Annotated in this window: 23 protein-coding genes and 1 other RNA gene; 17 read left to right on the top strand and 7 right to left on the bottom strand. The window is 63.3% G+C overall.

Annotated features, from left to right (window positions below; genetic code table 11):
* Window positions 1-109: 109 nt before the first annotated feature.
* From AC07NV_RS00960 to AC07NV_RS00945, 4 genes are all read right to left on the bottom strand, one after another.
* Window positions 110-682, bottom strand: coding sequence for a hypothetical protein (locus tag AC07NV_RS00960; RefSeq protein WP_495164463.1), 573 nt, complete (start codon window positions 680-682; stop codon window positions 110-112).
* 69 nt (window positions 683-751) lie between these two features.
* Window positions 752-1,138: a cupredoxin domain-containing protein gene (locus tag AC07NV_RS00955; protein WP_495164462.1), complete on the bottom strand. Its 387-nt coding sequence runs from the start codon at window positions 1,136-1,138 to the stop codon at window positions 752-754.
* A 70-nt stretch (window positions 1,139-1,208) separates the two neighbouring features.
* Entirely contained in the window at window positions 1,209-2,108 is a 900-nt protein-coding gene (rpoH, locus tag AC07NV_RS00950; protein WP_495164461.1) for an RNA polymerase sigma factor RpoH, read from the bottom strand.
* An 83-nt stretch (window positions 2,109-2,191) separates the two neighbouring features.
* A complete protein-coding gene (locus AC07NV_RS00945) occupies window positions 2,192-3,148 on the bottom strand; it encodes an RluA family pseudouridine synthase (RefSeq protein WP_495164460.1) in 957 nt (318 codons plus the stop codon).
* A gap of 251 nt (window positions 3,149-3,399) precedes the next feature.
* Here AC07NV_RS00945 and AC07NV_RS00940 point away from each other — a divergent pair, with 251 nt between their 5' ends.
* The 9 genes from AC07NV_RS00940 (at window position 3,400) to AC07NV_RS00900 (ending at window position 10,883) form a co-directional block, all read left to right on the top strand.
* Complete coding sequence (locus AC07NV_RS00940; protein WP_495164459.1) at window positions 3,400-4,044, top strand: histidine phosphotransferase family protein; 645 nt, start codon at window positions 3,400-3,402, stop codon at window positions 4,042-4,044.
* Between the two features lie 64 nt (window positions 4,045-4,108).
* Window positions 4,109-6,493 carry a chemotaxis protein CheA gene (locus AC07NV_RS00935; RefSeq protein WP_495164458.1) on the top strand — a complete coding sequence of 795 codons (2,385 nt, stop codon included), beginning with the start codon at window positions 4,109-4,111 and terminating at the stop codon, window positions 6,491-6,493.
* On the top strand, window positions 6,490-6,927 hold the full coding sequence (locus AC07NV_RS00930; protein WP_495164457.1) for a chemotaxis protein CheW: 438 nt from the start codon (window positions 6,490-6,492) through the stop codon (window positions 6,925-6,927). The genes AC07NV_RS00935 and AC07NV_RS00930 overlap by 4 nt, the downstream gene beginning before the upstream one ends.
* 75 nt (window positions 6,928-7,002) lie before the next feature.
* Window positions 7,003-7,377: a response regulator gene (locus tag AC07NV_RS00925; RefSeq protein ID WP_495164456.1), complete on the top strand. Its 375-nt coding sequence runs from the start codon at window positions 7,003-7,005 to the stop codon at window positions 7,375-7,377.
* 69 nt (window positions 7,378-7,446) lie between these two features.
* Window positions 7,447-8,487 carry a chemotaxis-specific protein-glutamate methyltransferase CheB gene (gene cheB, locus AC07NV_RS00920; protein ID WP_495165138.1) on the top strand — a complete coding sequence of 347 codons (1,041 nt, stop codon included), beginning with the start codon at window positions 7,447-7,449 and terminating at the stop codon, window positions 8,485-8,487.
* Entirely contained in the window at window positions 8,484-9,341 is an 858-nt protein-coding gene (locus AC07NV_RS00915) for a CheR family methyltransferase (protein WP_495164455.1), read from the top strand. The genes cheB and AC07NV_RS00915 overlap by 4 nt, the downstream gene beginning before the upstream one ends.
* A gap of 66 nt (window positions 9,342-9,407) precedes the next feature.
* Complete coding sequence (locus AC07NV_RS00910) at window positions 9,408-10,097, top strand: N-acetylmuramoyl-L-alanine amidase (RefSeq protein WP_495164454.1); 690 nt, start codon at window positions 9,408-9,410, stop codon at window positions 10,095-10,097.
* A gap of 157 nt (window positions 10,098-10,254) precedes the next feature.
* Window positions 10,255-10,649: RNase P RNA component class A (rnpB, locus tag AC07NV_RS00905), an RNA gene on the top strand.
* A gap of 78 nt (window positions 10,650-10,727) precedes the next feature.
* On the top strand, window positions 10,728-10,883 hold the full coding sequence (locus AC07NV_RS00900; RefSeq protein WP_495164453.1) for a hypothetical protein: 156 nt from the start codon (window positions 10,728-10,730) through the stop codon (window positions 10,881-10,883).
* 6 nt (window positions 10,884-10,889) lie between these two features.
* On the opposite strand, the gene AC07NV_RS00895 is transcribed toward AC07NV_RS00900, so the two are convergent.
* A complete protein-coding gene (locus AC07NV_RS00895; protein ID WP_495164452.1) occupies window positions 10,890-11,549 on the bottom strand; it encodes a hypothetical protein in 660 nt (219 codons plus the stop codon).
* Window positions 11,550-11,785: 236 nt separating this feature from the next.
* On the opposite strand from AC07NV_RS00895, the gene AC07NV_RS00890 reads away from it, so the two are divergent.
* Window positions 11,786-13,492, top strand: a complete 1,707-nt coding sequence (locus tag AC07NV_RS00890) for a caspase family protein (protein ID WP_495164451.1) — start codon at window positions 11,786-11,788, stop codon at window positions 13,490-13,492.
* A gap of 3 nt (window positions 13,493-13,495) precedes the next feature.
* Here the strand turns inward: AC07NV_RS00890 and greB are convergent, their stop codons facing one another.
* Together greB and AC07NV_RS00880 are read right to left on the bottom strand one after the other, a co-directional pair.
* Entirely contained in the window at window positions 13,496-13,978 is a 483-nt protein-coding gene (gene greB / locus AC07NV_RS00885) for a transcription elongation factor GreB (RefSeq protein ID WP_495164450.1), read from the bottom strand.
* Window positions 13,979-13,983: 5 nt separating this feature from the next.
* Window positions 13,984-15,966, bottom strand: a complete 1,983-nt coding sequence (locus tag AC07NV_RS00880; protein ID WP_495164449.1) for a lytic transglycosylase domain-containing protein — start codon at window positions 15,964-15,966, stop codon at window positions 13,984-13,986.
* A 148-nt stretch (window positions 15,967-16,114) separates the two neighbouring features.
* Here AC07NV_RS00880 and dapA point away from each other — a divergent pair, with 148 nt between their 5' ends.
* The 7 genes from dapA (at window position 16,115) to recA (ending at window position 24,258) form a co-directional block, all read left to right on the top strand.
* Complete coding sequence (gene dapA, locus AC07NV_RS00875; protein WP_495164448.1) at window positions 16,115-16,990, top strand: 4-hydroxy-tetrahydrodipicolinate synthase; 876 nt, start codon at window positions 16,115-16,117, stop codon at window positions 16,988-16,990.
* 8 nt (window positions 16,991-16,998) lie between these two features.
* On the top strand, window positions 16,999-17,484 hold the full coding sequence (smpB, locus tag AC07NV_RS00870; RefSeq protein WP_088442006.1) for an SsrA-binding protein SmpB: 486 nt from the start codon (window positions 16,999-17,001) through the stop codon (window positions 17,482-17,484).
* A gap of 32 nt (window positions 17,485-17,516) precedes the next feature.
* Window positions 17,517-18,095 carry a DUF2062 domain-containing protein gene (locus AC07NV_RS00865; RefSeq protein WP_495165137.1) on the top strand — a complete coding sequence of 193 codons (579 nt, stop codon included), beginning with the start codon at window positions 17,517-17,519 and terminating at the stop codon, window positions 18,093-18,095.
* A gap of 96 nt (window positions 18,096-18,191) precedes the next feature.
* Window positions 18,192-20,240 carry a M13 family metallopeptidase gene (locus tag AC07NV_RS00860; protein ID WP_495164447.1) on the top strand — a complete coding sequence of 683 codons (2,049 nt, stop codon included), beginning with the start codon at window positions 18,192-18,194 and terminating at the stop codon, window positions 20,238-20,240.
* Window positions 20,241-20,332: 92 nt separating this feature from the next.
* On the top strand, window positions 20,333-22,714 hold the full coding sequence (locus AC07NV_RS00855) for a hybrid sensor histidine kinase/response regulator (protein WP_495164446.1): 2,382 nt from the start codon (window positions 20,333-20,335) through the stop codon (window positions 22,712-22,714).
* On the top strand, window positions 22,680-23,057 hold the full coding sequence (locus AC07NV_RS00850) for a response regulator (RefSeq protein WP_495165136.1): 378 nt from the start codon (window positions 22,680-22,682) through the stop codon (window positions 23,055-23,057). Before AC07NV_RS00855 ends, AC07NV_RS00850 begins: the two co-directional genes overlap by 35 nt.
* Before the next feature lie 121 nt (window positions 23,058-23,178).
* On the top strand, window positions 23,179-24,258 hold the full coding sequence (gene recA / locus AC07NV_RS00845) for a recombinase RecA (RefSeq protein WP_495164445.1): 1,080 nt from the start codon (window positions 23,179-23,181) through the stop codon (window positions 24,256-24,258).
* Window positions 24,259-24,362: the final 104 nt, after the last annotated feature.

Here is a 24,362-nt window from a genome sequence, read left to right as displayed (position 1 = left end):
GATCCCTCCCGCTTGCGGGAGGGGGGAAGATGTCAGCAACTGGTCGTCAGCCGTCATATTGCTCCCTGGCCTGCGACGCGGAACAATTGGTTCCGGTCGGTGAACCGCTTCAATTCTTTGGCGGCTCGTCGTCCTTCCTGTCCTTGGCCGCATCGGTCGCATCGGCCGACAGCGCGCGCATTTTCGCTTCGGCCCCGGCGTCCTTGCCGCTCATCACCAGCCATGCCATTACGGCGGCGGCGATCAGCGCCAGCAGCGCCAGCCAATATCCGATTTCCCAATTTACCTGGATCATCGCCAGCGCGGCCTGATCCATATTGCCGTTCGACCCGTCCCGGGCCGCCTCGGCGAGGATCGCATCCTTGCTGTAGCGGTAGGTGCCGGCCAAGATCAGCGCCAGCGCCGCGACCGAGGTGCCGAGCACCAGCTTCGCCGCCTCGCGGCCCCTGGTGAAGAGGAGGACCAATCCGCCTGCAATCGCGAGCAGCGCGAGGATCAGCCAGACATTCAAGGACGCGCCTTCGCTCGCCTGCGATGCCTGACCCAGGGCGGTGACCCGGCCGAACGCCAGCCCGAATCCGCTCGCTTCGACCAGCTTCTGGTTGGAGCAGCTGACGGTCATCCACGGCAACAGGAACGCCAGCAGCGCGATGCCTTTGGGAATCCGGATACATTTCCACATGACATGTCCCCTTCGACCCGGGGGAGGCTAGTATATTGCGCCCGCGAGTCAAATCGCGGAGGCCGCCGGTCAATCGACGACGATCTTGCCCGTCATGCCAAGGCTGCTGTGCATGAAGTGCGAACAATGCGCCTTGTACGTGCCCGCCTTGGGAATCAGCGTCACGTCGACGCTCTCGTCCTTGCCCAGCGAGACGCGGCCTTTGTCCCCGCCGATTTTGGCGCGGTTCGCCGCATCCATCGTCGCGGCGGAAAAGAATTCGGCGGCGGTGAAGTCGTGGCCGCCCGACCCGTTGTTGACGAAATGGATCGTCGTGCTTTGCCCGGCGTGCAGGTGCAATTCTTCGGGCGTGAAGCTGAAATTCGCGAGCACCACTTCGGTTTTCGCCGTTTGGGGGGCCGCAGCAACAGGCGCGGCGACAGCCATTGCGGCGGCGGCGAGCAACATCAAACGCATCGGCTTACTCCTTCTGCCGGACATCCGGCACGGTCGCCCCGTTTGACGTCGCCCTGTTCGCGGCGCCGCTTCAGGCGCCCACCAGCCGCCGGTCGCCCGCGAGCTTCAGCATCGCCTTTTGCAGCTTCTCGAACGCACGCACCTCGATCTGGCGTACGCGTTCGCGGCTGACGTCGTAAACCTGGCTCAGATCTTCCAGCGTCTTGGGATCGTCGGTCAGGCGGCGTTCGGTCAGGATGTGACGCTCGCGCTCGTTGAGCGATTCCAGCGCTTCGCTCAGCAGCGAATGGCGCACGTCGCGTTCCTGCGCTTCGGCGACACGCTCGTCCTGCAACGGGCCTTCGTCGCCGAGCAGGTCCTGCCACTGGCTGTCGCCATCCTCGCCCATCGGCACGTTCAACGACGTGTCGCCGCCCATGGACATCCGGCGATTCATGCTGGTGACTTCGTCCTCGGTGACGCCGAGGTCGGTCGCGATCTTGGTCAGATGTTCGGGCGACAGATCGCCATCCTCGAACGCCGCCAGATTGTTCTTCATCCGGCGCAGGTTGAAGAACAGCTTCTTCTGCGCTGCGGTGGTGCCCATTTTGACAAGGCTCCACGACCGCAGGATGAATTCCTGGATCGACGCGCGAATCCACCACATCGCATAGGTGGCGAGGCGGAAACCGCGTTCGGGGTCGAATTTCTTCACGCCCTGCATCAGGCCGATATTGCCTTCGCTGATCAGCTCGCTCACGGGCAGGCCATAGCCGCGATAGCCCATCGCGATCTTTGCCACGAGCCGCAGGTGCGAGGTGACGAGCTGCGCCGCAGCTTCATTGTCGCCATGCTCCTGGAAACGGCGCGCGAGCATATATTCCTGCTCGGGGGTCAGCAGGGGGAATTTGCGGATTTCCGCCAGATAGCGATTCAGGCTGGCTTCGCCGCCAAGCGCTGGAACCGTGGCCGGGACATTGCTTTTAGCCATTGGAGAGCGTCTTCCCTTTAGAATATTGAGTCAGAATATGCCGCGGTTGGTTCCGGCGGTCGAGATAGATTTTTATTCGAAACCTAAACGCGCAATTCATCGATCAGTTCCCGCATGTCGGCTGGGAGGGTGCTGTCGAGCGCGATGCTGTTACCGGTCACTGGATGAATAAAACCCAAATGGGCCGCGTGCAACGCCTGACGCGCAAAATTACGTGCTTTTAATATATCCGACAGCGGCTTTCTGGCGCGTCCATAGACCGGATCGCCGACGAGCGGATGGCCGATATGCGCCATATGAACACGCACCTGATGCGTGCGGCCGGTTTCGAGTCGGCACTCGACCAGGCTCGCGTGTTGCAGCGGCTCGATCGTGCGATAATGCGTCACCGCGCGCTTGCCGCGGCCTTCGGCGACCACCGCCATCTTCTTGCGATTGGTGTTCGACCGGCCGAGCGGTTCGTCGACCGTACCGTTTACCGGCATCGGGCGGCCCGTCGCGATCGCGAGATAACGGCGGTCGATGCTGTGCGCGGCAAACTGTTTGGCCAACCCCTCGTGCGCGCGGTCATGCTTCGCGGCGACGATCAGCCCGCTTGTATCCTTGTCGATGCGGTGGACGATCCCGGGGCGCGCGACGCCGCCGATTCCCGACAATTGCCCCGCGCAATGGTGGAGGAGGGCGTTGACCATCGTTCCGTCGAAATTGCCCGCGGCGGGATGGACGACCATCCCGGCGGGCTTGTCGACGACGATCAGATGCTCGTCTTCGAACGCGATGACCAGGCCCATGTCCTGCGCGACATTATGCGTGGGCAGCGCGGCGGGAAGGCGGACCTCGATCGTGCCGGGTGCGGCGGCCTTGGCCGACGGGTCCCACAGGATCGTGCCGCTCGCATCGATGACGCGGCCACCCTTGATCAGGCTCTTGAGGCGTTCGCGCGACAGATCGGGCAAAGCCTCGGCCAGCGCCCGGTCGAGCCGCACACCGGCTGCGCTGTCGGTCAGCGCCACGGTCAAAATGTCATCATCCCCCTGCATTGACAGGAATGTGGTTTCGGGACGCCGAAATTCAAGGGTCCGACCATGGTTCATGCCCCCACTTTCGTCATGCCGGACTTGATCCGGCATCCATTCGGTGGCGGCGGGATGGACCCCGGATCAAGTCCGGGGTGACGAAGGAAAAGGAGGGGGCGTTTCGGTGCATCGCGCTTGCTCTGGACGGGTTCGGTGCCGTAGGAGCAGCCCACGCCGGAAATGTCCGGAGACTGCGCTGGGGAGCCTGTTCATCCATGACCGACGATCGCGTCGATTTCGCCTCGATGCTGGCCTCGCGCCTGTGTCACGACCTTCTGAGCCCTGTCGGCGCCTTCGCCAACGGGCTCGAACTCCTCGCCGACGAAAAAGACCCGGCGATGCGCGAACGCTGTTTCGAATTGCTCGAACAAAGCGCGCGGACGTCGGCGAACAAGCTGAAATTCTTCCGTCTGGCCTTCGGGTCGGCGGGTGGCTTTGGCGAGCTCGTCCCGGCCGATGAAGCCAGGTCGGCGATCCAGGGTATCATCGGCGACCGTGCGATCGACTTCAACTGGATGATCGGGAGCGATCCGCTGCCCAAACCGGCGGTCAAAATCATCCTCAACCTCTCGCTGCTGCTCGTCGATGCGCTGGTGCGCGGCGGACGGCTCGACGTCGGTTGCGAAAAGCAGGGCGAGGCAATCGAAATCGCGCTGCATGTCGAGGCCGAACGCATCTTCCTCGACGCCGACGTCGAACGCATCCTTGCCGAGGGGGAGGGTGCCAGCCCGATGACCTCGCGCACGGCGCCCGCGGTGCTCGTGCAGGCCGTGGCGCGGCAGAATGACGGCACGGTCATGCTGGCCCGCGAAACGCCGACATCCTTGTTGGTCGGAGCCGTCCTCCGCGGCCGCGGGTAAAGCCTCCCTTAACCATTGTCGGGCATGGTCGAACCTCAAGTTTTTGGGGCGCACCGGTACCGCGATGGACGATCTGCTGAACGACTTTCTGGCCGAAACGGCGGAAATCCTTGCCGACGCCGGCGGGGCCATTGTCGCGTGGGAAGCCGATCCCGCCGACCGCGCGCAGCTCGACGCCATTTTCCGCCTTGTCCATACGATCAAGGGCAGTTCGGGTTTTCTGACTCTGCCGCGCGTCACGGCGCTGTCGCATGCCGCCGAAGACGCGCTCGATCAGGTTCGCCGTGGCAACCGCACGGCGAATCCCGCGCTCGTGACCGGAGTGCTCGCCATTCTCGACCGCTTGAGCGATCTCTGCGCCGTTCTGGCCCGGAACGGCGTCGAGCCGGCCGGCGACGACCGCGACGTGATCGGAGCGCTCGCCGAACAGGATATGCCGGCCAGCCGCCCGTTCGAGGTTGCGGGCGTGCCGCTCCGCCGCGAAGATGATTTCAGTGCCGAACTGCAAAGCTGGCGCTCGATCCGCGTGCCGCTGTCGCTGCTCGACAGCGTGATGACCGGGGTCACCGACATCGTTCTCGCGCGCAACGAATTCGCGCGGATGCTCCGCGAATCGGGCGCGGATCTGTCGGTGATCGCCTCCTTCGACCGCTTGTCCGATTCGATTGCCGGAATGCGCCAGTCGGTCAGCCAGATGCGGATGCAGCGGATCGACAAGCTGTTCGCTCCGCTGCCGCGGATCGTTCGCGATCTTGCGCAGGACATGGGCAAGAAAATCGCGTTCCAGACGAGCGGGGGCGAAGTCGAACTCGATCGCGAAATGATGGAAAATATCCGCGACCCCCTCATCCACATCGTCCGCAACGCGATCGACCATGGCATCGAATCGCTCGAGGATCGTGTCGCTGCGGGCAAGGATATCACCGCGACGATCGCGATATCGGCGCGTCAGTCGGGCAATCAGATCGAAATCGAAATCCGCGACGACGGTCGCGGGCTTTCGCCCGACGCGCTGGTCGCCAAGGCGATTGCGTCGCGCGTCGTGACCGCCACCGAGGCGCGCGCCCTCGGCGCAAAGGAAAAACTCGATCTCATCTTCCGGCCCGGCTTTTCGACCGCCGCGAAAATCACCGCAGTGTCCGGACGCGGCGTCGGCATGGATATCGTCAAGGCGAACGTCGAAAAGATCGGCGGGATTGTCGAACTGCGCAACGAAGAGGGCCGGGGGCTGACGATCCTGCTCCGCGTGCCGATGACGCTGACGATCATTTCGGGCCTGATGGTGCGCGCCGCCGGACAATATTTCGCCATTCCGCGCGGTGCGGTGCGCGAAATCCTGCTCGAAAGCGGCGATACGGTCCGTATCGACCGCGTCGGCGGCGGCGAACTCGCGACGGTGCGCGGCGAGCAATATCCGCTGCTCCGCCTCGAGGCGGTGCTGGGACGCGGGCGCCATCACGGCGATGACATCGAGGACCGCGCGCTGGTCATCGTCCGGCCGGGGCAGGGGCAGAGCTATGCGTTGAGCGTTGCGGCGATCCACGATCATGAGGAGCTGGTGATCAAACCCGCGGCGCCGATGATCATGGCGACCGGGCTCTATGCCGGCACCACGCTGCCCGACAACGGCCGCCCCGTGTTATTGCTCGATGTCCAGGGGCTTGTCTCCGCCGCAGGGATCGACGCGAGCGAAGCGGGCCGCAGCCACGAACGGGCGGGAGACGCCGAGGAGGCCGCGGCGGCGCGCAATGCCGCGCAACTTCTGCTGTTCCGCGACGGGGGCCGCGTCCGCGGTATCCGGCTGTCGGTCATCGAGCGCGTCGAGGAAGTGCCCGCGTCGGCCCTGTTCGAAAGCGCGGGCCGGGTGCAGGCCCAGATCGGCGACGATATTTTCCCGGTCCACGCGGCCATGCTGCCGGGCGGCGAGGGGACGCTGAAGCTCCTTCGCCTCTATGACGGCCATTCGGTGCTCTGCTATCCGATCGCCGAGGTGATCGACATCGTGCGTCTGCCCGACGCGGTGCAGCCGTCGGCGGCGCCGGGGCTGATCGCGGGCGTCGTGCTCGTGAACGGCGATCCGGTCGAGTTGATCGACCCCTTCTGGTTGATGGAGCAATATGCCGCGGGGGCACCCGTATCGGCGCACCGCCAGCCGCTGTGCCGGCTTGCCGACGACCATGACGGTTGGGGCGACAACTTCCTCGCGCCGATCCTGCGCCATGCCGGTTACCGCGTCGTATCGGGCGACGACACGGGCGAGACGCCCGACGTGCTGCTTTATCTGACCGAAGACGGCGGATCGTGCGGCCATGCTGATGGCGAAGTACCCGTCATCCGCCTGCGCACCGCGATCGCGGCCACGGGCCCCGAAGATGAAACCGTCTATCGTTACGACCGCCAGGCGCTGCTCGACGCCCTGCGCAGCCGTGTCGGGGGAGAGCGCGCATGATGGAGAAACTCTATTTGATCGCGCGCATCGCCGATACGCGCGTTGCGCTGCGCAGCCGTGCAATCCATTCGGTCGTCACCGTCGGCACGCCGGTCGAGGTGCCCGGTGCGCCGCCGCATGTCGCCGGGCTCTTCGCGCTGCGCAGCCGCGTCTTCACCCTCATCGACCCGCATGTCGTGATCGGACTGCCCGCAGTGCCGGTAGCGGCAGGGCAGCGCGTGATCGTCGTCGAGGTCGCCGAGCATGGCTATGCGCTGCTCGCCGACGAGATCGAGGATGTCTGCTTTATCGACGCGCCCGAAACGCGCATTGCCGGAAAGCTGCTACCCGGCTGGGCGCGCGTCGCCGATGCGATGATCGAACATGGGGGGGCTTCGTTGCTTGTCGTCGACCCATCGCATTTCATCATGTTGCCGGCCCTAAAGGCTGCATGAATCGCGCCGTTAATTAACGGGCTGCACACGCCTTCACCGTAACATGCCCAAATCCCGGGGGTCGGAGTTAATTGAATGTCGAAATCTTGTCTGGTGGTCGATGACAGCAAAGTCATTCGCAAGGTCGCGCGCCATATTCTCGAAAGCATGTCCTTTGCCGTAAATGAGGCGGCCGACGGTCAGGAGGCTCTGACCTTTTGCCGTGCCAATCGTCCCGACGTCATCCTGCTCGACTGGAACATGCCGGTGATGAGCGGGATGGAGTTTCTCGGGGCGTTCAACGATCTTGATTACGGCCATGAAGAACGACCGCGCGTCGTGTTCTGCACCACCGAAAACAGCATCGATCATATCCGCGCCGCGATCGAGGCCGGCGCCGACGAATATGTCATGAAGCCGTTCGACCGCGAAACGCTGGAAGGAAAATTGCAGCTCGTCGGAATCGCCTGAGGCCGTTCGATGGCCCGGCCGCAACCCATGATGACGGACGCGGAGCCAGCGGCCCGGTCCGTGCGCGTTATGCTTGTCGACGACAGTCTCGTCGTGCGGAGTATCCTCGAACGTATCGTTGACCAGCGGGCAGGGCTCAAGGTTTGCGCCTCGGTCGCCTCCGCGCATGAGGCGCTCGCCTTTCTGGCGCGCGAGCCTGTCGACGTCGTCGTGCTCGACATCGAAATGCCGGGAATGAACGGCATCGACGCATTGCCGCACATCCTGGAACGCGCCGAAAAGGCCCGCGTCCTCATCCTCTCGTCAAACTGCGTCGAGGGTGGCCCCGCCGCGATCGACGCGCTTGCGCTCGGCGCCAGCGACACGCTCGCAAAGCCTGGCCGTGGCAGCTTTTCGGGTCGCTTCGCCGAGGTGCTGACCGACCGGATCATGACGCTTGGACATCGGCACGAACATCCGGCGCCGGTTCCTGTCGCCGAGCGCCGCGCACCGATGCCCGTTGCTACGGCGGTCGATACCAATCAGCCGATCGAGTGCATCGCGGTCGCGGCATCGACCGGGGGTATCCCCGCTTTCGCCAACTTTCTGGCCAATCTCGACCCCCGCATTACCGCGCCCATCCTGTTGACCCAGCATTTGCCTGACGCCTTCATGGAGTTTTACGCGAAGCAGATTGCGACGATGACCTCCCGGCGCGTGCGCGTCGCGGAAGCAGGCATGATGGTCGAGCGCGGCTGCATATATCTCGCACCTGGCGACGCTCATTTAATCGTGGTCGCGAACGGGCGCCGCCCCGAAATTGCGCTCGACCGCCGCACGGTCGACAATGGCTGCTGCCCTTCGGCCGATCCGATGCTGGATTCGGTTGCCGAGGTGTATGGCCCGGGCGGAATTGCTGTCATTCTCAGCGGTATGGGGCGTGATGGGGTGATCGGCGCGGCGCGGTTGAAGGAAGCCGGCGGCACCATCTTTGCCCAGGCACCTGAAAGCTGTGTGATCTGGGGCATGCCGGGCGCAGTGGCCAAGGCCGGGCTCGCCGCCGCGACGCTCAACCCCGACGCAATCGCGCTGATGCTCGGAAGCTTCCTTCCCGGACGCCGCAAGCCATGATGGGTGGCAGCGCCAGCGAATCGGCCTATCGCGTCCTGATGGGCGTGCTCGAATCGCGGACCGGGCAGACATTGTCGCCCAACCGCATCTGGCGGATCGAAATGTCGCTGAAGCCGGTGATGCAACGCCATGGCATCGCCGATCTCGATGCGCTCGTTGCTGCGCTCGTCACGTCGAACAGCCGTCAACTGCTCGACGACACCGTCGATGCGATGCTCAACAACGAAACCTATTTTTACCGTGAATATAGTCTGTTCGATGAAATAGCTGCCACCGCGCTTGAACAGATTCGCGAGATCAATAAATTGCGCCGCCGGCTGACGATATGGCATTGCGGCGTATCGACCGGGCAGGAAGCCTATTCGCTGGCGATGCTGATTGCCGAGCAAGGGGCAAAATGGGCGGGTTGGCAGGTCGATATCGTCGGCACCGATGTCAGCTATCACGCGATCGGGCGTGCGCGCGTCGGCCTGTATAGCCAGTTCGAGATCCAGCGCGGCCTGCCGGTACAGCGTATGGTGCGCTGGTTCGACCAGACTGAGGGTGGTTGGCTTGCCAAGGCGGATCTGCGCCGCCGCATCGATTTTTCGGTGCAGAACATGCTCACCGACCGGCCGCCGCTCGCGAGTCCCGCCGACCTGATTTTCTGCCGCAACCTGCTCCTCTATTTTTCGGCGCCGATGCGTCAGAAGGCATTTGCGCGGCTGCGCGCCATGGCGGCACCGCAAAGCTTCCTTGTGCTTGGCGCAGGGGAAACGGTGCTTGGCCAGACCGACCAATTCGTTGCCAGTCCCCGGTTGCGCGGGCTCTACGAGCCTGCCGACCAGCAAGCCCGCCGCGCCGCTGCGGCTTGACCTTGCTTTTTGCGCCCCGGTGGCGCAATCGACGGCTTGGCAAGGCAAGACGGGCCCAAAAAGCGCATGAGCGATTTTATCGAACGCTGGTCTCCCAATTTCGACGAGCGCGGCCTGCCCATCTCGATGATCGTGCTGCACTACACCGGTATGAAGAGCGGAGCAGAAGCCATTGATTGGCTTGCCAATCTCGAAGCCAAAGTGTCGGCGCACTATGTCGTGAGCGAAGATGGTCAGATCACCCATATGGTGCCCGAGGACAAGCGCGCCTGGCACGCAGGCAAGTCGCACTGGCGGGGGGTCAGCGACATCAATTCGGCGAGCGTCGGGATCGAGATCGTCAATCCGGGGCACGAATGGGGCTATGTACCCTTTCCCGACCCGCAGGTGGCCTCGGTCGTCCGCCTCGTCCATCTGATCAAGGATCGTCATTCGATCACGCGCGGCAATGTCATCGGTCATTCGGACATCGCACCGACGCGCAAGCAGGACCCGGGCGAATTGTTCCCGTGGGAAGAACTCGCGCGCCGCCGCCTCGCCTTGCCACGCCCGACCAAGAAGCTGACCGATCCGCTGTGGACCGACGCGGGTTTCCTGCTTGCACTCGAACGTTTCGGTTATGATGTGACAGATGGTTTTGCGGCGACAGTTGCGTTTCAGCGACGCTTTCGTCCCGAACTGATCGACGGCACGATCGACGGCGAATGCCGCGCAATCCTGCTCGCGCTGCTTTTGCCGCAGCCCGAGGGGAACTGATCGGTCGGTTGTCGCCGAAAACGGCCTTTCTTTCATCGTCAACCGGATCAAGTCCGGGATGACGAAATTTGGACAATCATTGTCCGTTCCCCGCCCCAAAACAGCCATTTCCCACAATCGCTCGCAATGTTCGGCCGTTCCCGCTATACTTCTCCCGCCAGAGGGTTGGGCGATCGCCGCCGGTGGGGTATCCCGCCGGGGGAGGAAAGTCCGGGCTCCACGGAAATCACGGTGCCGGATAACGTCCGGCGGATCGGGCTTCGGCCAGGTTCAGGGAAAGTGCCACAGAGAGCAGACCGCCAAAGGCTTCGGCCCGGCGAAAGGTGAAAGGGTGCGGTAAGAGCGCACCGCGCGGCTGGTAACAGGCGCGGCACGGCAAACCCCACCGGGAGCAAGGTCGAATAGGGACGGTACGGATTTATCCAGGGCTGATTCCGGCCCAGCCGTCCGGGTTGACTGCTTGAGCGTTCGGGTAACCGTTCGCCTAGAGGAATGATCGCACAGTCTCCGCAAGGGGATGGACAGAACCCGGCTTATAGACCCTCTGGCAACTCTCTCCCCAAGCCCGTCTGCGGGAACTGCCCCTTGAGGGCCGCGTTCCAGGCAGACCAGTTGAAAGGGAAACGCACCATGAAAGTCGTCGATGAACATGTCGAAGTGACCGAGACGGAAGCGAGCGGCGGCGTCAAAGGCCATAATGTCCGCTATGTGCTGGCTTTTTCGCTGGTCGCAGTGATTGTCGTTATGTCCGCGATCTGGATCATTCCCGCGCTGCTGCAGCCCTGATCGCGTTTATTTCGCTTTGGTAACCCCAACCAGTTCTTCCTCGGGTTGGGGCGTATCTTCCATATAGATGGTTCGGGCAGACCGCCTGAATTTTCGCGTGTGCAGCTTGTCGTAGCCGCCGCCAGCTTCGGACACTTTGAGCAGCGTCGTGATCGTATCGCCGGTCAGCACGTTCCAGCTCATCTCGTCGCCGTCGTGGGCATAGGTGCGGCTGTAGACTGTCGCATCGAGCCCGATTAACTGCATGCGCGGCGGATCCTTCGCGGTATCGGCGCGATAGCGATAGGTTGCGGACAGCGCGGTGGTCCCGCCCGTCAGGTCGCGGATCGTGAGTACCGCTTTGTTGATCGCCAGCTCGGCGGGACCCAGGCGGTCGGGTTCCAGCTTGAAACTGCCCGCGGGTTGGTGCCCCAGATCGAATTCGGCGCGATAGCTCAGCATGACATAAAGCGTCCGGGTGTCGGGACTGGCAACGATATACACGGTGTCGGCGTCGCCATCGCCATTCAGGTCGCCATCGACGCGTGCCTCGATTTCTTCGCCAAGCTCCAGCCCATCGTTCAGCATCTTGTCGGTCAGGGGCGGCAGCGGCGGGCGCGCTGGCGCTGCGTGTGCGGCGGGCGACATCAGCAGAGCGGTCACTATCAGCCCCAGGCTTCGCGTCATTCGATCCTCCCCCATCGTCTCACGTGTGCGATCAGATTATCATCCGCTACCACAGCGTCCAGCCCGTGGCGGTGATCCAGCGCACAGCCCAGTTTTCGCTTTCCTACATTGCCGCGCTGACATAGCGTTCTTTGCGTGGTCGGGTGGAGGCGCGCATACGTCAATTCAGTGTGAAGTTGCGCAGATTTCAGCCATTTTCTGCGTGGGGCGGCGTGGCGGAAAAAGGGGGGTATTGCATGAACTTGCGACGGCGTATCGGCGCATTTGGCGCGGCGCTTCTGGCGCTGTGCTGCGCGATCCCGGCCGCCTCGGCTCAGCTGACCGGATCATGCGGAACCGCGCCGCTGAAGGGCGATCGGGTTGCGCTCCTGATCGGGAACAGCACTTACAACGACTGGGAATGGCCGTCGCTCAAGAATGCGGTGAACGACATTGACTATGTTTGCGATGCCTTCGCGAAGGCGGGCATCGCGCCGCGCATCGTCCGCAATGCCGACATGCCCGCGCTCGACGCCGCGCTGACGCGCTTCGCGGCCGAGGCGCGAGGCGCCAAGTCGGTGATCATCTATTACGCCGGGCATGGCTTCGAATATGGCGGTCGCAACTGGTTGGTGCCGATGGATGCGCCGCCTGCGACGCGGCGCGCCGACGTCGAAAAACGCTATCTGTCGATCGAGGCGGTGGTCAAACGGGTGGTGCCACAGGGGGCCTTCACCTTGCTGTTTGTCGATGCATGCCGCACCGCTGAACCGGTGGTGCGGGTCGAGGATGCCGATATCGCAACAGGGGAAGCGGGATCGGCGCCGCTCGGCTTGCTCGACATCGGGCAGGGCGCGGTTTTCTATTCGACCGCGAAGGGACGCCCCGCACTCGACTTCGCGCCCGCGGGCTCGCCGGTGAGCCCCTTTGCTGCCGCGGTGGTCAAAGAGCTTGGCATCCCCGGCCTCGAGATATCGGATTATTTCAAGATCGTGTCGCGCGAAGTGTACAAACGGACCTATGGCATGGAACTAGGGCCGCAACAGCCTTTTCACTATGGTAGCTGGTTCGACGATTATTATCTCGTTGCCCCGCCGGAGGTGTCGCAAGTGCCGGTGGCGATGCCGCCGGTTTCCGCTCCGCTTTCTGCCGGAGCTGCGACACGGGGTGCCAAGCCCGCCGTCGACCCGTTGGCCGACATTTCGCTCGACCGGCTCGCCATCGAGGACGAGCCGATATTGATCGCCGACGTTTTGTCGCGTCATTCGGCCACCCAGATCGTTGCGCTGGCCGAAGGTGGGCATCCGTTCGCGCAGCAGCTGGCGGGCTATATGTTCTCGCTTGGCGTCGGACTGAAAAAGGACCTGCCGCGCGCCCGCGCCTATCTGGAAAAATCGGCAGCACAGGGCTTTCCGGCGGGCCAGCAGGAACTCGGCTATCTGCTGCTCGCAAACGACCCGACGCCGGCGGATGTGAAGCGCGCCTATGACCTGTATGTCGCGGCATCGAACGCCGGGTTTTCAAAGGCGAAAACCCATCTCGCCTATGGCTTGGCATCGGGCACCTTCGGTCCCGCCGATTTTGTCCGCTCGCGGGCGCTATATGCAGAGGCGGCGGCAAAGGGACATCCCGCCGCCATTTTTGCGCTCACCTATTTCGCCGACACCCGCGCGGCAAACCTCGCGCGGCTTCGCGCCCTCGCCGATGCGGGCAATCCGGAGGGCAATCATTGGCTCTGCGAGGCGCATTTCGCCGCAGTGACGCTGGCAGACGCGATCGAAGATTGCGGCATCGCTGCGCGCGCGGGCTTTGCCGGATCGCGCGCACTCCTCGCCGATGCCTTTGCCAAGGGGATTGGCGTCACCGCCGATCCAAAGGAGGCCGCCCATTGGGCCAAGCTGGCCCGAGACCTGCCCGAATTGCGGAAAGATCAGCGCGATTTGATCGCCGGGATCGGCGAATGACGATCAGGGATAGCTGACCGCGATCACTTCCCATTCCTTCGGGCCGCCAGGCAACTGGACGGTGCGCAAATCGCCGACGGCTGCGCCGCGCAGCGCGCGGGCGAGAGGACTGTTCCAGCCGATCCGGCCTTCGCCAGCCTCTGCTTCGTCGTCGCCGACCAGCGTGACGGCACGCCGGGCATCGTCATCATCGGCGAGTTCGACGATGGCGCCAAACCAGATGCGGCTCTTGTCAGGCTGTTCGGCGGGGTCGACGACGCGCGCCGCTTTCATGCGGCGGGCGAGGAAGGAGAGGCGCCGGTCGATCTCGCGCAGCCGCTTGCGGCCATAGATATAATCGCCATTCTCGCTGCGGTCGCCATTGCCCGCCGCCCAGCTGATCACCTCGACCAGTTTCGGTCGCTCATCGCCGAGAAGCGCGTCATATTCGGCGCGCAGCGCGGCATAGCCCGCCGGGCTGATGATGTTCGTCTTGTCCCCCGCCACGCGGACTATCCGGGGGTGCGTTTGCCGAGGTAGAAACTCAGCGGCGCCTGCTGCCGCGATCCGCTGCCATCGCGCAGCGTGTCGTAAACCACGGCATTTTCGAGCACGCGTTGCACATAATTGCGCGTCTCGAAAATCGGGATCGCCTCGATCCAGTCGACCATCTCGATCCCGCCGCCGCGCGGGTCGCCATTCGCCCGCAGCCATTTGTTCACATTGCCCGGTCCGGCGTTGTAGGCTGCGACGGCGAGTGGATAGCTGCCGCCGAAATAGCGCAACATCTGCTGAAAATAGGTCGACCCCAGCATCATGTTGTAATTGGTGTCGGTGGTCAGCGAGCCAGCGTCATAGCTCATGCCCAGCTTGCCCGCGACTTCGCGCGCCGTGCCGGGCATCAACTGCATCATGCCGCGCGCACCGGCGTGGCTGATCGCCGCCCGGTCGAACTGGCTTTCCTGTCGCGTGATCGCGTGGATGAAGGTCCAGTTGCTTTCATGGCCTGCGGGGACGCGCACCGTCGGGAAGCCCGAAACCTCGACGGCATCGAGGCTGTTCGCCTGCGCACTGCGGCCGATCATCACGCCAAGATCGGGGCGCCCGATCTGCGTCGCCAGCTTCCCGGCGAGCACATGGTCGGCAGGCGACGTCGCCTTTTGTGCGAGCGCGCGCAGAAACAGCGATTGTTCGCGCCACGCGCCGATTTCGCCGAGCGCGCGGGCGGCGCGCACCAGCCGGTCGTCCTCGAACTCGCGGCGTTCGTCATTGCTGACCTGAATGTTCGGGTTCGGGCTGGGCCTCGGCTGCGGACGGTTCAGGCGCTCGAGCGCCAGCTGGCCATAGAATTGGTCGTAATGTTGCGCGGCGTCGGCGAAATGCGCGTTGGCGGTGGCGGAATCTCCCGCGGCCAGCGCTGCACGGCCGGCCCAGTAAAATCCCTTGGTGCGGGTCTGCGCCGACCGGGCTGCCTCGCCGTATGCGCGATACAGGCGTACCGCTTCCGCCGGACGGCGAAGATCGCGATAGGCGAGCTGCCCGGCGAGCCAGGCGAGCGATGTATAGTCGTCACGTACCCCAAGCGGTGTCTCGCGAATGACCGTTCCCGGAGGGAAGCTGTCGTCGAGCTGTCGCGCGATATTATAGGCGGTCAGCTTGTCGCCGCCTTCACCGGCCTGCCGCGCGTTCGTCAGCAAGGTTTCGAGCCACTCCTCGGGATCGGTGGGCGCCTTCGATAGCGAGCGTGGCGCAGCGAGCAGGGCGCGGGCCTCAGCGACCCGGCCCGCCTTGCGCAACCATGTCGCCTTGTCGGTGATATAGCCGGCGTCGGTGCGGATCAGTGACGGATTGGCGCTTTCGACGGCCGATGCCTGAAACGCAGCGTCGACCGATGCGTTGCGCATCGCGAGCCGCGCCGCAAAGACGGTGCGCTTTTCGGCGGATGTAAAGGCAAGCTGGCGGCTCGCTGCGGCGGTTGCACCTGACCAGAGCAGGCGGTCCATGCGCGCATCATGGTCTGCGAGCGTAATCGCGCCGGGGAACATGCTGAGCGCGCGGCTAGTTTCATAATCATCGAGTGGACCACTGATCCATGCGCGGCGAACAGCGGAACTGGCATCGTCACGGCGCCCCGAGGCGTTGAGCGCCAGCGCATAGCGCAAATGGCCGCTAGCCGTTTGCGGCGGATACGCCTGGAAATAGGCGAGGGTGCGCTGGGGGTCGTAGCTGTCGAGCGAGATCGATTTTTCGGCGCGGGTGCGCAGCTTTTCGCCGTCGGGCCAACCTTTGTTCGCCATCAGGAAGCGCGAAAGCTGGTCGAATGAAGCGCCGGTGTTCGCGGTCAGTCGCCGCCATTCCATTACCGCATCGCCGACCGAGTTCGTCGATGGCGGTGGCCCTGACGTAGATGCCAAGCCCATTTGGGCGCGATACCAAGCCATTTGTTCGGGGGTGAGCTCGCTGGCATTGGCAGCGGTCGGAATGAGGAGGGCCATGGCGAGCGCCAGGCGCGAAATACGGGGCAACGATATCATGCCGTGCATGTTAGTGCCAAACTCCTTGCGGGGCGCTGAATAGGCGTCCATTAGCGGCGCGCCGTCGGGACTCTACCGGCCGGAGCGCGTTTTTGTAAAGGAGCGGTGCATGTTTTCGGGGTCGATTCCCGCCTTGGTGACGCCATTTCGCGATGGGGCGTTCGACGCCCCGGCTTTCTCACGCCTCGTGGACTGGCAGATCAAAGAGGGGGCGAGCGCACTCGTGCCCTGCGGTACGACCGGAGAAAGCCCGACGCTCGGCTTCGATGAACACTATCAGGTCATCGATACCTGCATCCAGTCTGCGGCGGGCCGCGTCCCGGTGATTGCGGGCTGTGGGTCGAATGACACTGCTACGGCAATCCGCCATATGCGTCATGCACAGGCCGCAGGCGCGACCGCGGCGCTGGTGGTCGCACCTTATTATAACCGGCCAAGCCAGGACGGGATGATCGCGCATTTTCGGGCGCTGGCGGATGCGAGCGACCTGCCGATCGTCGTCTATAACGTGCCCGGCCGCACCGTTGCCGACATCAGCGCGGAGACGATGTGCAGGCTTGCGGAAATCCCGACCGTCATTGCGGTCAAGGATGCGAGCGGCGATCTGGCCCGCGTAACGGCGCACCGCGCCGGTGCTGGTGAGGGCTTTTGTCAACTCAGCGGAAACGACGATCTGTGGTTGCCGCATGCCGTGATGGGCGGAGTCGGCTGTATTTCTGTCACCGCGAATGTCGCGCCGCGCCTGTGCGCCGATTTCGGCGCGGCCTGTGCCGCGGGCGACTGGGCGCGCGCGCTGACGCTGCACGACCGGCTGTTCGATCTGCACAAGGCGATGTTCTCCGACACGTCTCCGGGGCCGGTCAAATATGCGCTGTCGCGTGTCCACGACTGGTTTTCGCCCGAAGTGCGCCTACCTATCATCCCGGCGAACGATGCATCGCGCGCCGCCGTCGATGCCGCGCTGTCCGCGGCCGGAGTAATTTAGGTCCCATAATGGCTCGTCCCCAGTCTGCCGCCGAATTCGACAAGAAGAAAGTCGTCGCCGAGAACCGGCGCGCGCGGTTCGACTTTGCCATCGAACAGGTGTTCGAGGCGGGGATTGCGTTGCAGGGGACCGAGGTCAAATCGCTTCGCTTTGGCGAAGGCACGATTGCCGAAAGCTATGCCGAGGTGAAGGGCAATGAGGTGTGGCTGATCAACAGCAACATCCCCGAATTCAGCCATGGCAACCGCCACAATCACGAACCCAAGCGCCCGCGCAAGCTGCTGCTCAGCGGCCGCGAAATCAACAAGATGTACGCAGGTGTTGCGCGGCAGGGCATGACGCTGGTCCCGCTCTCGGTCTATTTCAACAGCCGCGGCCGCGCCAAGGTCGAGTTGGCGCTCGCCAAAGGCAAGAAGGCGCACGACAAGCGGGAGTCGATCAAGGAACGCGACTGGAAACGCGACAAGCAGCGGTTGATGAAAGAGCGCGGGTGAGCGACGGCAAACCCCGGGACAAAGCGGCGGTGATGAACTGGATCCGCCGCAATTCGCCGACGCGCGAAGAACTGCTCGCGAGCCGTTTCGTAAAGCCCTTCGCGCACCGCGTTGCACACAGCCATTTGTGGCGCTTTACCCGCACATCGGTGCCGCGCGGCACAGCGCTCGGGCTGTTCGTCGGCATCTTTTTCCTGATCCCCGGCGTTCAGATATTGGGCGTCGCGCTGCTTGCGCTGCCCGTGCGCGCGAATATCCCGATCGGCGCGGCGATGACTTTCCTGTCCAATCCGGTGACGACGCCGTTTATCATCATCGCATCGGTGTGGCTGGGTGACTGGCTGTTCGGGCTCCATGCCAATAGCGCAACCTTCTCGGCTATGATCGAGCATGGCGCGTCGGCGGGCGAATGGGCGCGCTGGGTCTTTTCAGATGCCGCGCCCGCGATGCTCGCGGGACTGTTTGTGATATCGGTCGTTTCGGCGGTCGTCGGTTATGTGCTTGCCTCGATCTTCTGGGATAACTGGATACGGCTTCGCTGGCGGCGCAAATTGCAGCGCGCGCGCGACCAACGACATGAGTCATCGACCAGCGACACAGCCGCCGGTTGAACCCCCAAACAGCAAGCGTATAGCTGTCTCATCGCTAATCTGCGCCACGCATGAGCGGCGCAGTTTTTTGCTTTAAATTGAGAACTGGGGAATATCATGACTCTGCATATTTCTTCGCGCCTGATGGCGACCGCCGCGCTTGGCGCGCTGATGCTCGCCGCCGTTCCGGCCACCGCACAGGAAAAGGCCGCAACTGCTACGACCGCCGCGAAACCCGAAATCGGCGATTTCGGCTTCGACCTGTCGGGCATGGACAAGAGCGTCCAGCCGGGCGACGATTTCTATACCTACGCGAACGGCACCTGGGCAAAGAACACTCCGATTCCTGACGACAAGTCGAACTACGGCATGTTCACCGCACTCAACGACCTGTCGCAGACGCGCACGCGTGAAATCCTCGACGCCGCCAAGGGCGACCCGAACAGCATGATCGGCCGCGCCTATGCATCCTATCTCGACACGGCGACGGTCGAGGCCAAGGGGCTCGCGCCGATCCAGCCGTGGCTGAACAAGATCCGCGCCGTCGAAAAGCCGGGTCTTGCCGCGCTGCTCGCCGAAGCCGACCGCAGCGGTGTTCAGCATTTCTTCGGCGGCTATGTCGGGCAGGACGACAAGAATCCCGACGTCTATACCTATATCATCTTCCAGGGCGGCATCGGCATGCCCGACCGCGATTTCTACCTGAAGGAAAACGAGCGCAACACGGCGCTGCAGGCGGCGTACCTCAAGCATCTCGAAAATGTCCTGACGCTCGCAGGCGAAGCCAATGCTCCGGCGCGCGCCAAGGCGATCTACGATTTCGAAAAGCAGGTCGCGACGGTCCATTGGGACAAGAACGACAGCAGTGATGCGACCAAGGCCTATAACAAGATGACGATCGCCGAACTTGCGAAGGCGGCACCCGGCTTCGATTGGCCGACCTTCATCCGCGGTCTCGGGGTCAAGGAAGACACGCTGATTGTATCGCAGCCGAGCGCCTTCACGGGCGAAGCGAAGCTGCTTGCCGGTGCGCCGCTCGCGGTGATCCGCGACCTGCTGATCGTACGCAGCCTCGACGGGTTTTCGGGTGTCTTGCCTGACGCTGTGGCTCAGGAAACCTTCTCCTTCTACAGCACCGCGCTGTCGGGCACGCCGCAGATGGAAGAGCGCTGGAAGCGCGGCGTCGATTTCACGACGGGCAACCTTGGCGACGCGGTGGGCAAGGATTATGTCGCGAAATATTTTCCGCCCGAAACCAAAGCGGCAATGGATACGCTGGTGAAGAATGTCCTGGCCTCCATGGGGAGCCGGATCGACGGGCTGGCGTGGATGCAGCCGGCGACGAAGGTCAAGGCACGGAAGAAGCTTGCCAATTTCACCACCAAGATCGGCTATCCCGATCAGTGGAAAGATTACAGCAAGCTGGAAATCCGCGCCGACGATCTGTTCGGCAACGCGCTGCGGTCGAACCAGTTCGCGCATGACGATAATATCGGCCATCTCGGCGGACCGATCCGCCGCTGGGAATGGTTCATGACGCCGATGACGATCAATGCCTATGCCAATTTCGGAATGAACGAGATCGTCTTCCCCGCTGCGATCCTGCAGCCGCCCTTTTTCGACCCCCACGCGGACGCAGCGGTGAATTATGGCGGCATCGGCGCGGTGATCGGCCATGAGGTCAGCCATCATTTCGACGATCAGGGCGCGAAATATGACGAGACCGGCAAGCTTGCCGACTGGTGGACCCCGGCCGACGTCGCGGCGTTCGAGGCCGCAGGCAAGGCGCTAATCGCGCAATATAGCGCTTATGAAGTGCTGCCCGGCGAGAAGCTCGATGGCAATTTCACGCTGGGTGAGAATATCGGGGACCTTGCGGGGCTGACGGTCGCTTATGATGCATATAGGACTTCGCTCGGCGGCAAGGAAGCGCCAGTGATCGACGGGCTGACCGGTGATCAGCGCTTCTTCCTTGGCTGGGCGCAGGTGTGGCGGCGGAACTATCGCGAACAGAATTTGTCGCAACGAATCACGACTGATCCGCATTCACCCTCGATCCAGCGGACTTGGGTCTCGCGCAATCTGGACCCTTGGTATAAGGCCTATCAGATCAAGGAAGGCCAGAAGCTTTATCTGGCGCCCAAGGATCGCGTTCGCATCTGGTGATGCGCTGAAAAGAAAGTCTATCGTTGACCGCGCAAAGCCTGCCCTTCGCTGATGGTGATTTCATCAGGGGGGCCGGGCCTGCCGGGCCGCTGATGGCCCCGGCGCGCCTGTCGCGTGTCGATATGGCGCTCCTCGGCGGCCTGGCGCTGCTGTCGGCGGCATTGTTGTTCTGGGCGACGAGCGACACCATTCTGGTTGCTGGCTTTATGGCCGGGCTCGCTGTCGCGACGGGTGGCGTTCTGCTTGCGCGCCGGTTGTTTCCTGCCGCAGTCGGAGGCGAGGCGGCGCTGCCCGACTGGACGATGCTGCGTCAGGCGGTCAATCACGACGATGTTGCCATCGCCGTCACCGACCGCGCCGGCCGGATGGTGTGCGCGAACGACCTGTTCGGCACGTGGTTCAACGGTTTCGTCACACCGCCGGGCCTACCGCTCGAAGGGCGCGGCGCCGATGTGCTGAAGAACGCGGGCCGCGTGGCGTGGCGCGACGGCGAGGGGCGCGCTGACGATATTGCGATCGGCCCACTGCAATTACGTGCGCAGGTTACGCGGACGGGTCAGGCAGAGGATTATCTCGTCTGGCGCTTCTCCGCGCTCGAACGGCTCGACCTCGCGGCTGAAGTCGTCCGCCATCTCGACGGCCCGGCCGGTCGAACGCTGGGGCATGCCGGGGTGATGACGGCGTTGGTCAGCGCCGAAGGACGATTGCGTGTCGCCAATCAGGCTTTCCTGCTCCGCGCGCTGGGGGAGGATGACGCCAGCCATTATGCGGGGCGCGACGTCGCCGCCATGATCCGGCTCGACGACGGCGGCGCGCTTTATTTCGCACGCGAAGGCGATCGCGCGACTCCGGTGCGGATGCTTCAGATCCCGCTTGCCCCCGCCGACAGCAACACGCCGGTGCTGCTGGCGATGCTCGACGAGGAGATGGGGCCCGCTGATCGCGGCACTGCACAGACCTATGTCGAAACGCTGCTGTCGCTGCTTCCCTTCGGGCTCGCGATGGTCGATCGCGACGGGCGCTTCCTTTATATGAACCGCGCTTTTGTACGGGCTGCAAGCCTCCCGGAAGGCAAGATGCCGCGCTATCCCGGCGACATCGTCGTGGGCGAGGACAAGGGCGCGCTTGCCGATATGATCCGTCGCCACAGCAGCGGGCAACAGGTCGGCGGCGATCTGTCGATCCGCCTCGCCGGGCAAAGTGGCGATCCGGTCTCGATGCGCGTCGTCGGCGTGCGCGGGCTGGGCGAGGCCGCGGTATTGCTCAGTCTCAAGGATTCGAGCGAGGAATCGCGCCTGAAGCGCCAGGTCGCGCAGGCATCGAAGATGCAGGCTGTGGGGCAGCTCGCCGGCGGCGTTGCGCATGATTTCAACAACATTCTGACCGCCGTTCTTGGCGCCTGTGATCTGATGCTGATGCGCCATACGCCGGGCGACAGCGATTATGACGATATTCAGCAGATTCGCAGCAATGCCAATCGTGCCGCCAGCCTGACCCGGCAATTGCTCGCTTTTTCGCGGCAGCAGACGCTGCGGCCGCAGATATTGCAGCTGCCCGACGTGATTTCGGAGGTGTCGCATCTGCTGAAGCGGCTTATCGGCGAAACGGTCCAGCTGTCGGTGCATCACGGGCGCGGGCTGGGTGCCGTGCGCGCCGACCCCGGTCAGCTCGAACAGGTGATCATCAACCTTGCCGTCAATGCGCGCGATGCGATGCCCGGCGGAGGGACGCTGACAATCGAGACGTATCCGGTTTCAGCCGCCGAAGTGCGGCAGATGGGCAATGAATTCATGACCCCCGCCGACTATTGCGCACTGAAGGTCCGCGACACCGGAACGGGCATTCCCGCCGATGTGCTGCCGAAAATCTTCGAACCCTTTTTTACGACCAAGGATGTGGGCAAAGGCACCGGCCTCGGCCTGTCGACCGTATACGGGATCATCAAGCAGTCGGCGGGCTTCATCTTCGCCGACAGCAAGCCAGGGCAGGGGACGAGCTTTTCGATCTATCTTCCCGTGCACCGGGCCGACGGCGATACGCCTGTGGTCGTTCCGCCGCCGGTCAAGCCGAAGAAAAGCCAATGGGGTACGGGGACGATCCTGCTCGTCGAGGATGAGGATATGGTACGCGCCGTGGCGGAACGCGCCCTGACGCGCGCAGGCTATACCGTCGTGACCGCCTCGCAAGGTGAAGAGGGGCTCGAACGTTTTGCCCAGATGGAGAAGGTCGATTTGATCATCAGCGACGTCGTGATGCCAACGATGGACGGACCTGCGATGGTGCGCGCGATGCGCGCCAAACGGCCCGACCTGCCGATATTGTTCATGTCGGGCTATGCCGAGGAGCAGCTTCGCCAGTCAATCGACATCGACGATGTTGCCTTCTTGCCCAAACCCTTCTCTGTCGCGCAACTGGCCGAAGCGACGTCTGCGGCGCTTGATGATGCCGCGCACCGGGTGCCCAATGGTCAGTAGTAACCGCATCCTTCTCGTAGAAGACGATGTGCTGATCGGCATGATGCTCGTCGATATGTTTGATGCGCTCGACTTGCCCGAACCCGCTCAGGCGACAAGCAACGAAGAGGCGCTCGCGCTCATCGCCGCCGAGCCGCTTGCAGGTGCGCTCGTCGACATCAATCTCGGCGACGAAAAGGGTTGGCCCGTCGCCGACGCGCTAGCCGAACGCGGCATTCCTTTTGCCTTTACGTCGGGTGGGGGTGACGTCATTCCGCCGGCACACGCGCATCGGCGATTGATCACCAAGCCGTTTCGTATCAGCGATATCGAGGTGGCGTTGGACGAGTTCTCGCGGGAATAGTGCGCTTTCCCAAGAGCATATTTTTCTTTTGTTCCCGTCTTGTTCCGATGGAACAAATAAAGTACAAAGTTCCGGCGTTGCGATGGCTCTGCCTTCGCTTTAGAGCAGGAAGGGTACGGTCATGGCCGGACAATTATCACTCGTCGAATCGGGGAAATCAGTGAACAGCACGGATAGGCAGAAGGCGCTCGATGCAGCGCTCGCGCAGATCGATCGCGCCTTTGGCAAGGGCTCGGTAATGAAATTGGGCTCGAAGGAAACGATGCAGGTCGAGTCGATCTCGACTGGCTCGCTCGGCCTCGACATCGCCCTGGGCGTAGGCGGCTTACCGCGTGGGCGCGTCATCGAAATCTACGGTCCCGAAAGTTCGGGCAAGACCACGCTCGCGCTGCACACGCTCGCAGAGGCGCAGAAGGGTGGCGGCACGGTCGCCTTCGTCGACGCCGAACATGCGCTCGACCCGGTCTATGCGCGCAAGCTGGGCGTCAACATCGACGAGCTCATCGTGTCGCAGCCCGATACCGGTGAGCAGGCACTCGAAATCGTCGACACGCTCGTGCGTTCGAATGCGATCGACGTGCTTGTGGTCGACTCGGTTGCTGCGCTCGTGCCGCGCGCCGAAATCGAAGGCGAGATGGGCGATAGTCACGTCGGTTTGCAGGCGCGTCTGATGTCGCAGTCGCTGCGCAAGCTCACCGGCTCGATCAGCCGCTCGCGCTGCATGGTGATCTTTATCAACCAGCTGCGCATGAAAATCGGCGTGATGTACGGTAACCCCGAAACCACGACTGGCGGTAATGCGCTCAAATTCTACGCCTCGGTCCGTCTCGACATCCGCCGTACCGGTCAGATCAAGAATGGCGACGAGATCGTCGGTAACACCACCCGTGTGAAGGTTGTGAAGAACAAGGTCGCGCCGCCGTTCAAGCAGGTCGAGTTCGACATCATGTATGGCCAGGGCATTTCGAAGATCGGCGAGATTCTCGATCTGGGAGTCAAAGCCGGCATTGTCGAGAAATCGGGCGCTTGGTTCAGCTATGATTCGATCCGTATCGGTCAGGGCCGCGAAAATTCGAAAACCTTCCTCAAGGACAATCCGGAACTGATGGAGCGGCTTGAAACCGCGATTCGCGCCCGGACTGAGGCGGTCGCCGAGGAAATGATGGCCGGGCCCGACGATGAGGGCGACGACGCCAACTAATGGCCAACCGGCCGGTTCGCCTGCTCGAACCGGCCGGCCGACGGCGGCGGGCCTCATGCCCCTTGTACCTGCACTTCCCTCTCCCCGCAGGTCGGCCCGCCCGC

This window comes from Sphingopyxis sp. GW821-FHT10B01 (assembly GCF_059415685.1).
The sequence above is the reverse complement of the archived record's forward strand: the minus strand, read 5'-3'. Positions and strand labels throughout refer to the sequence as shown.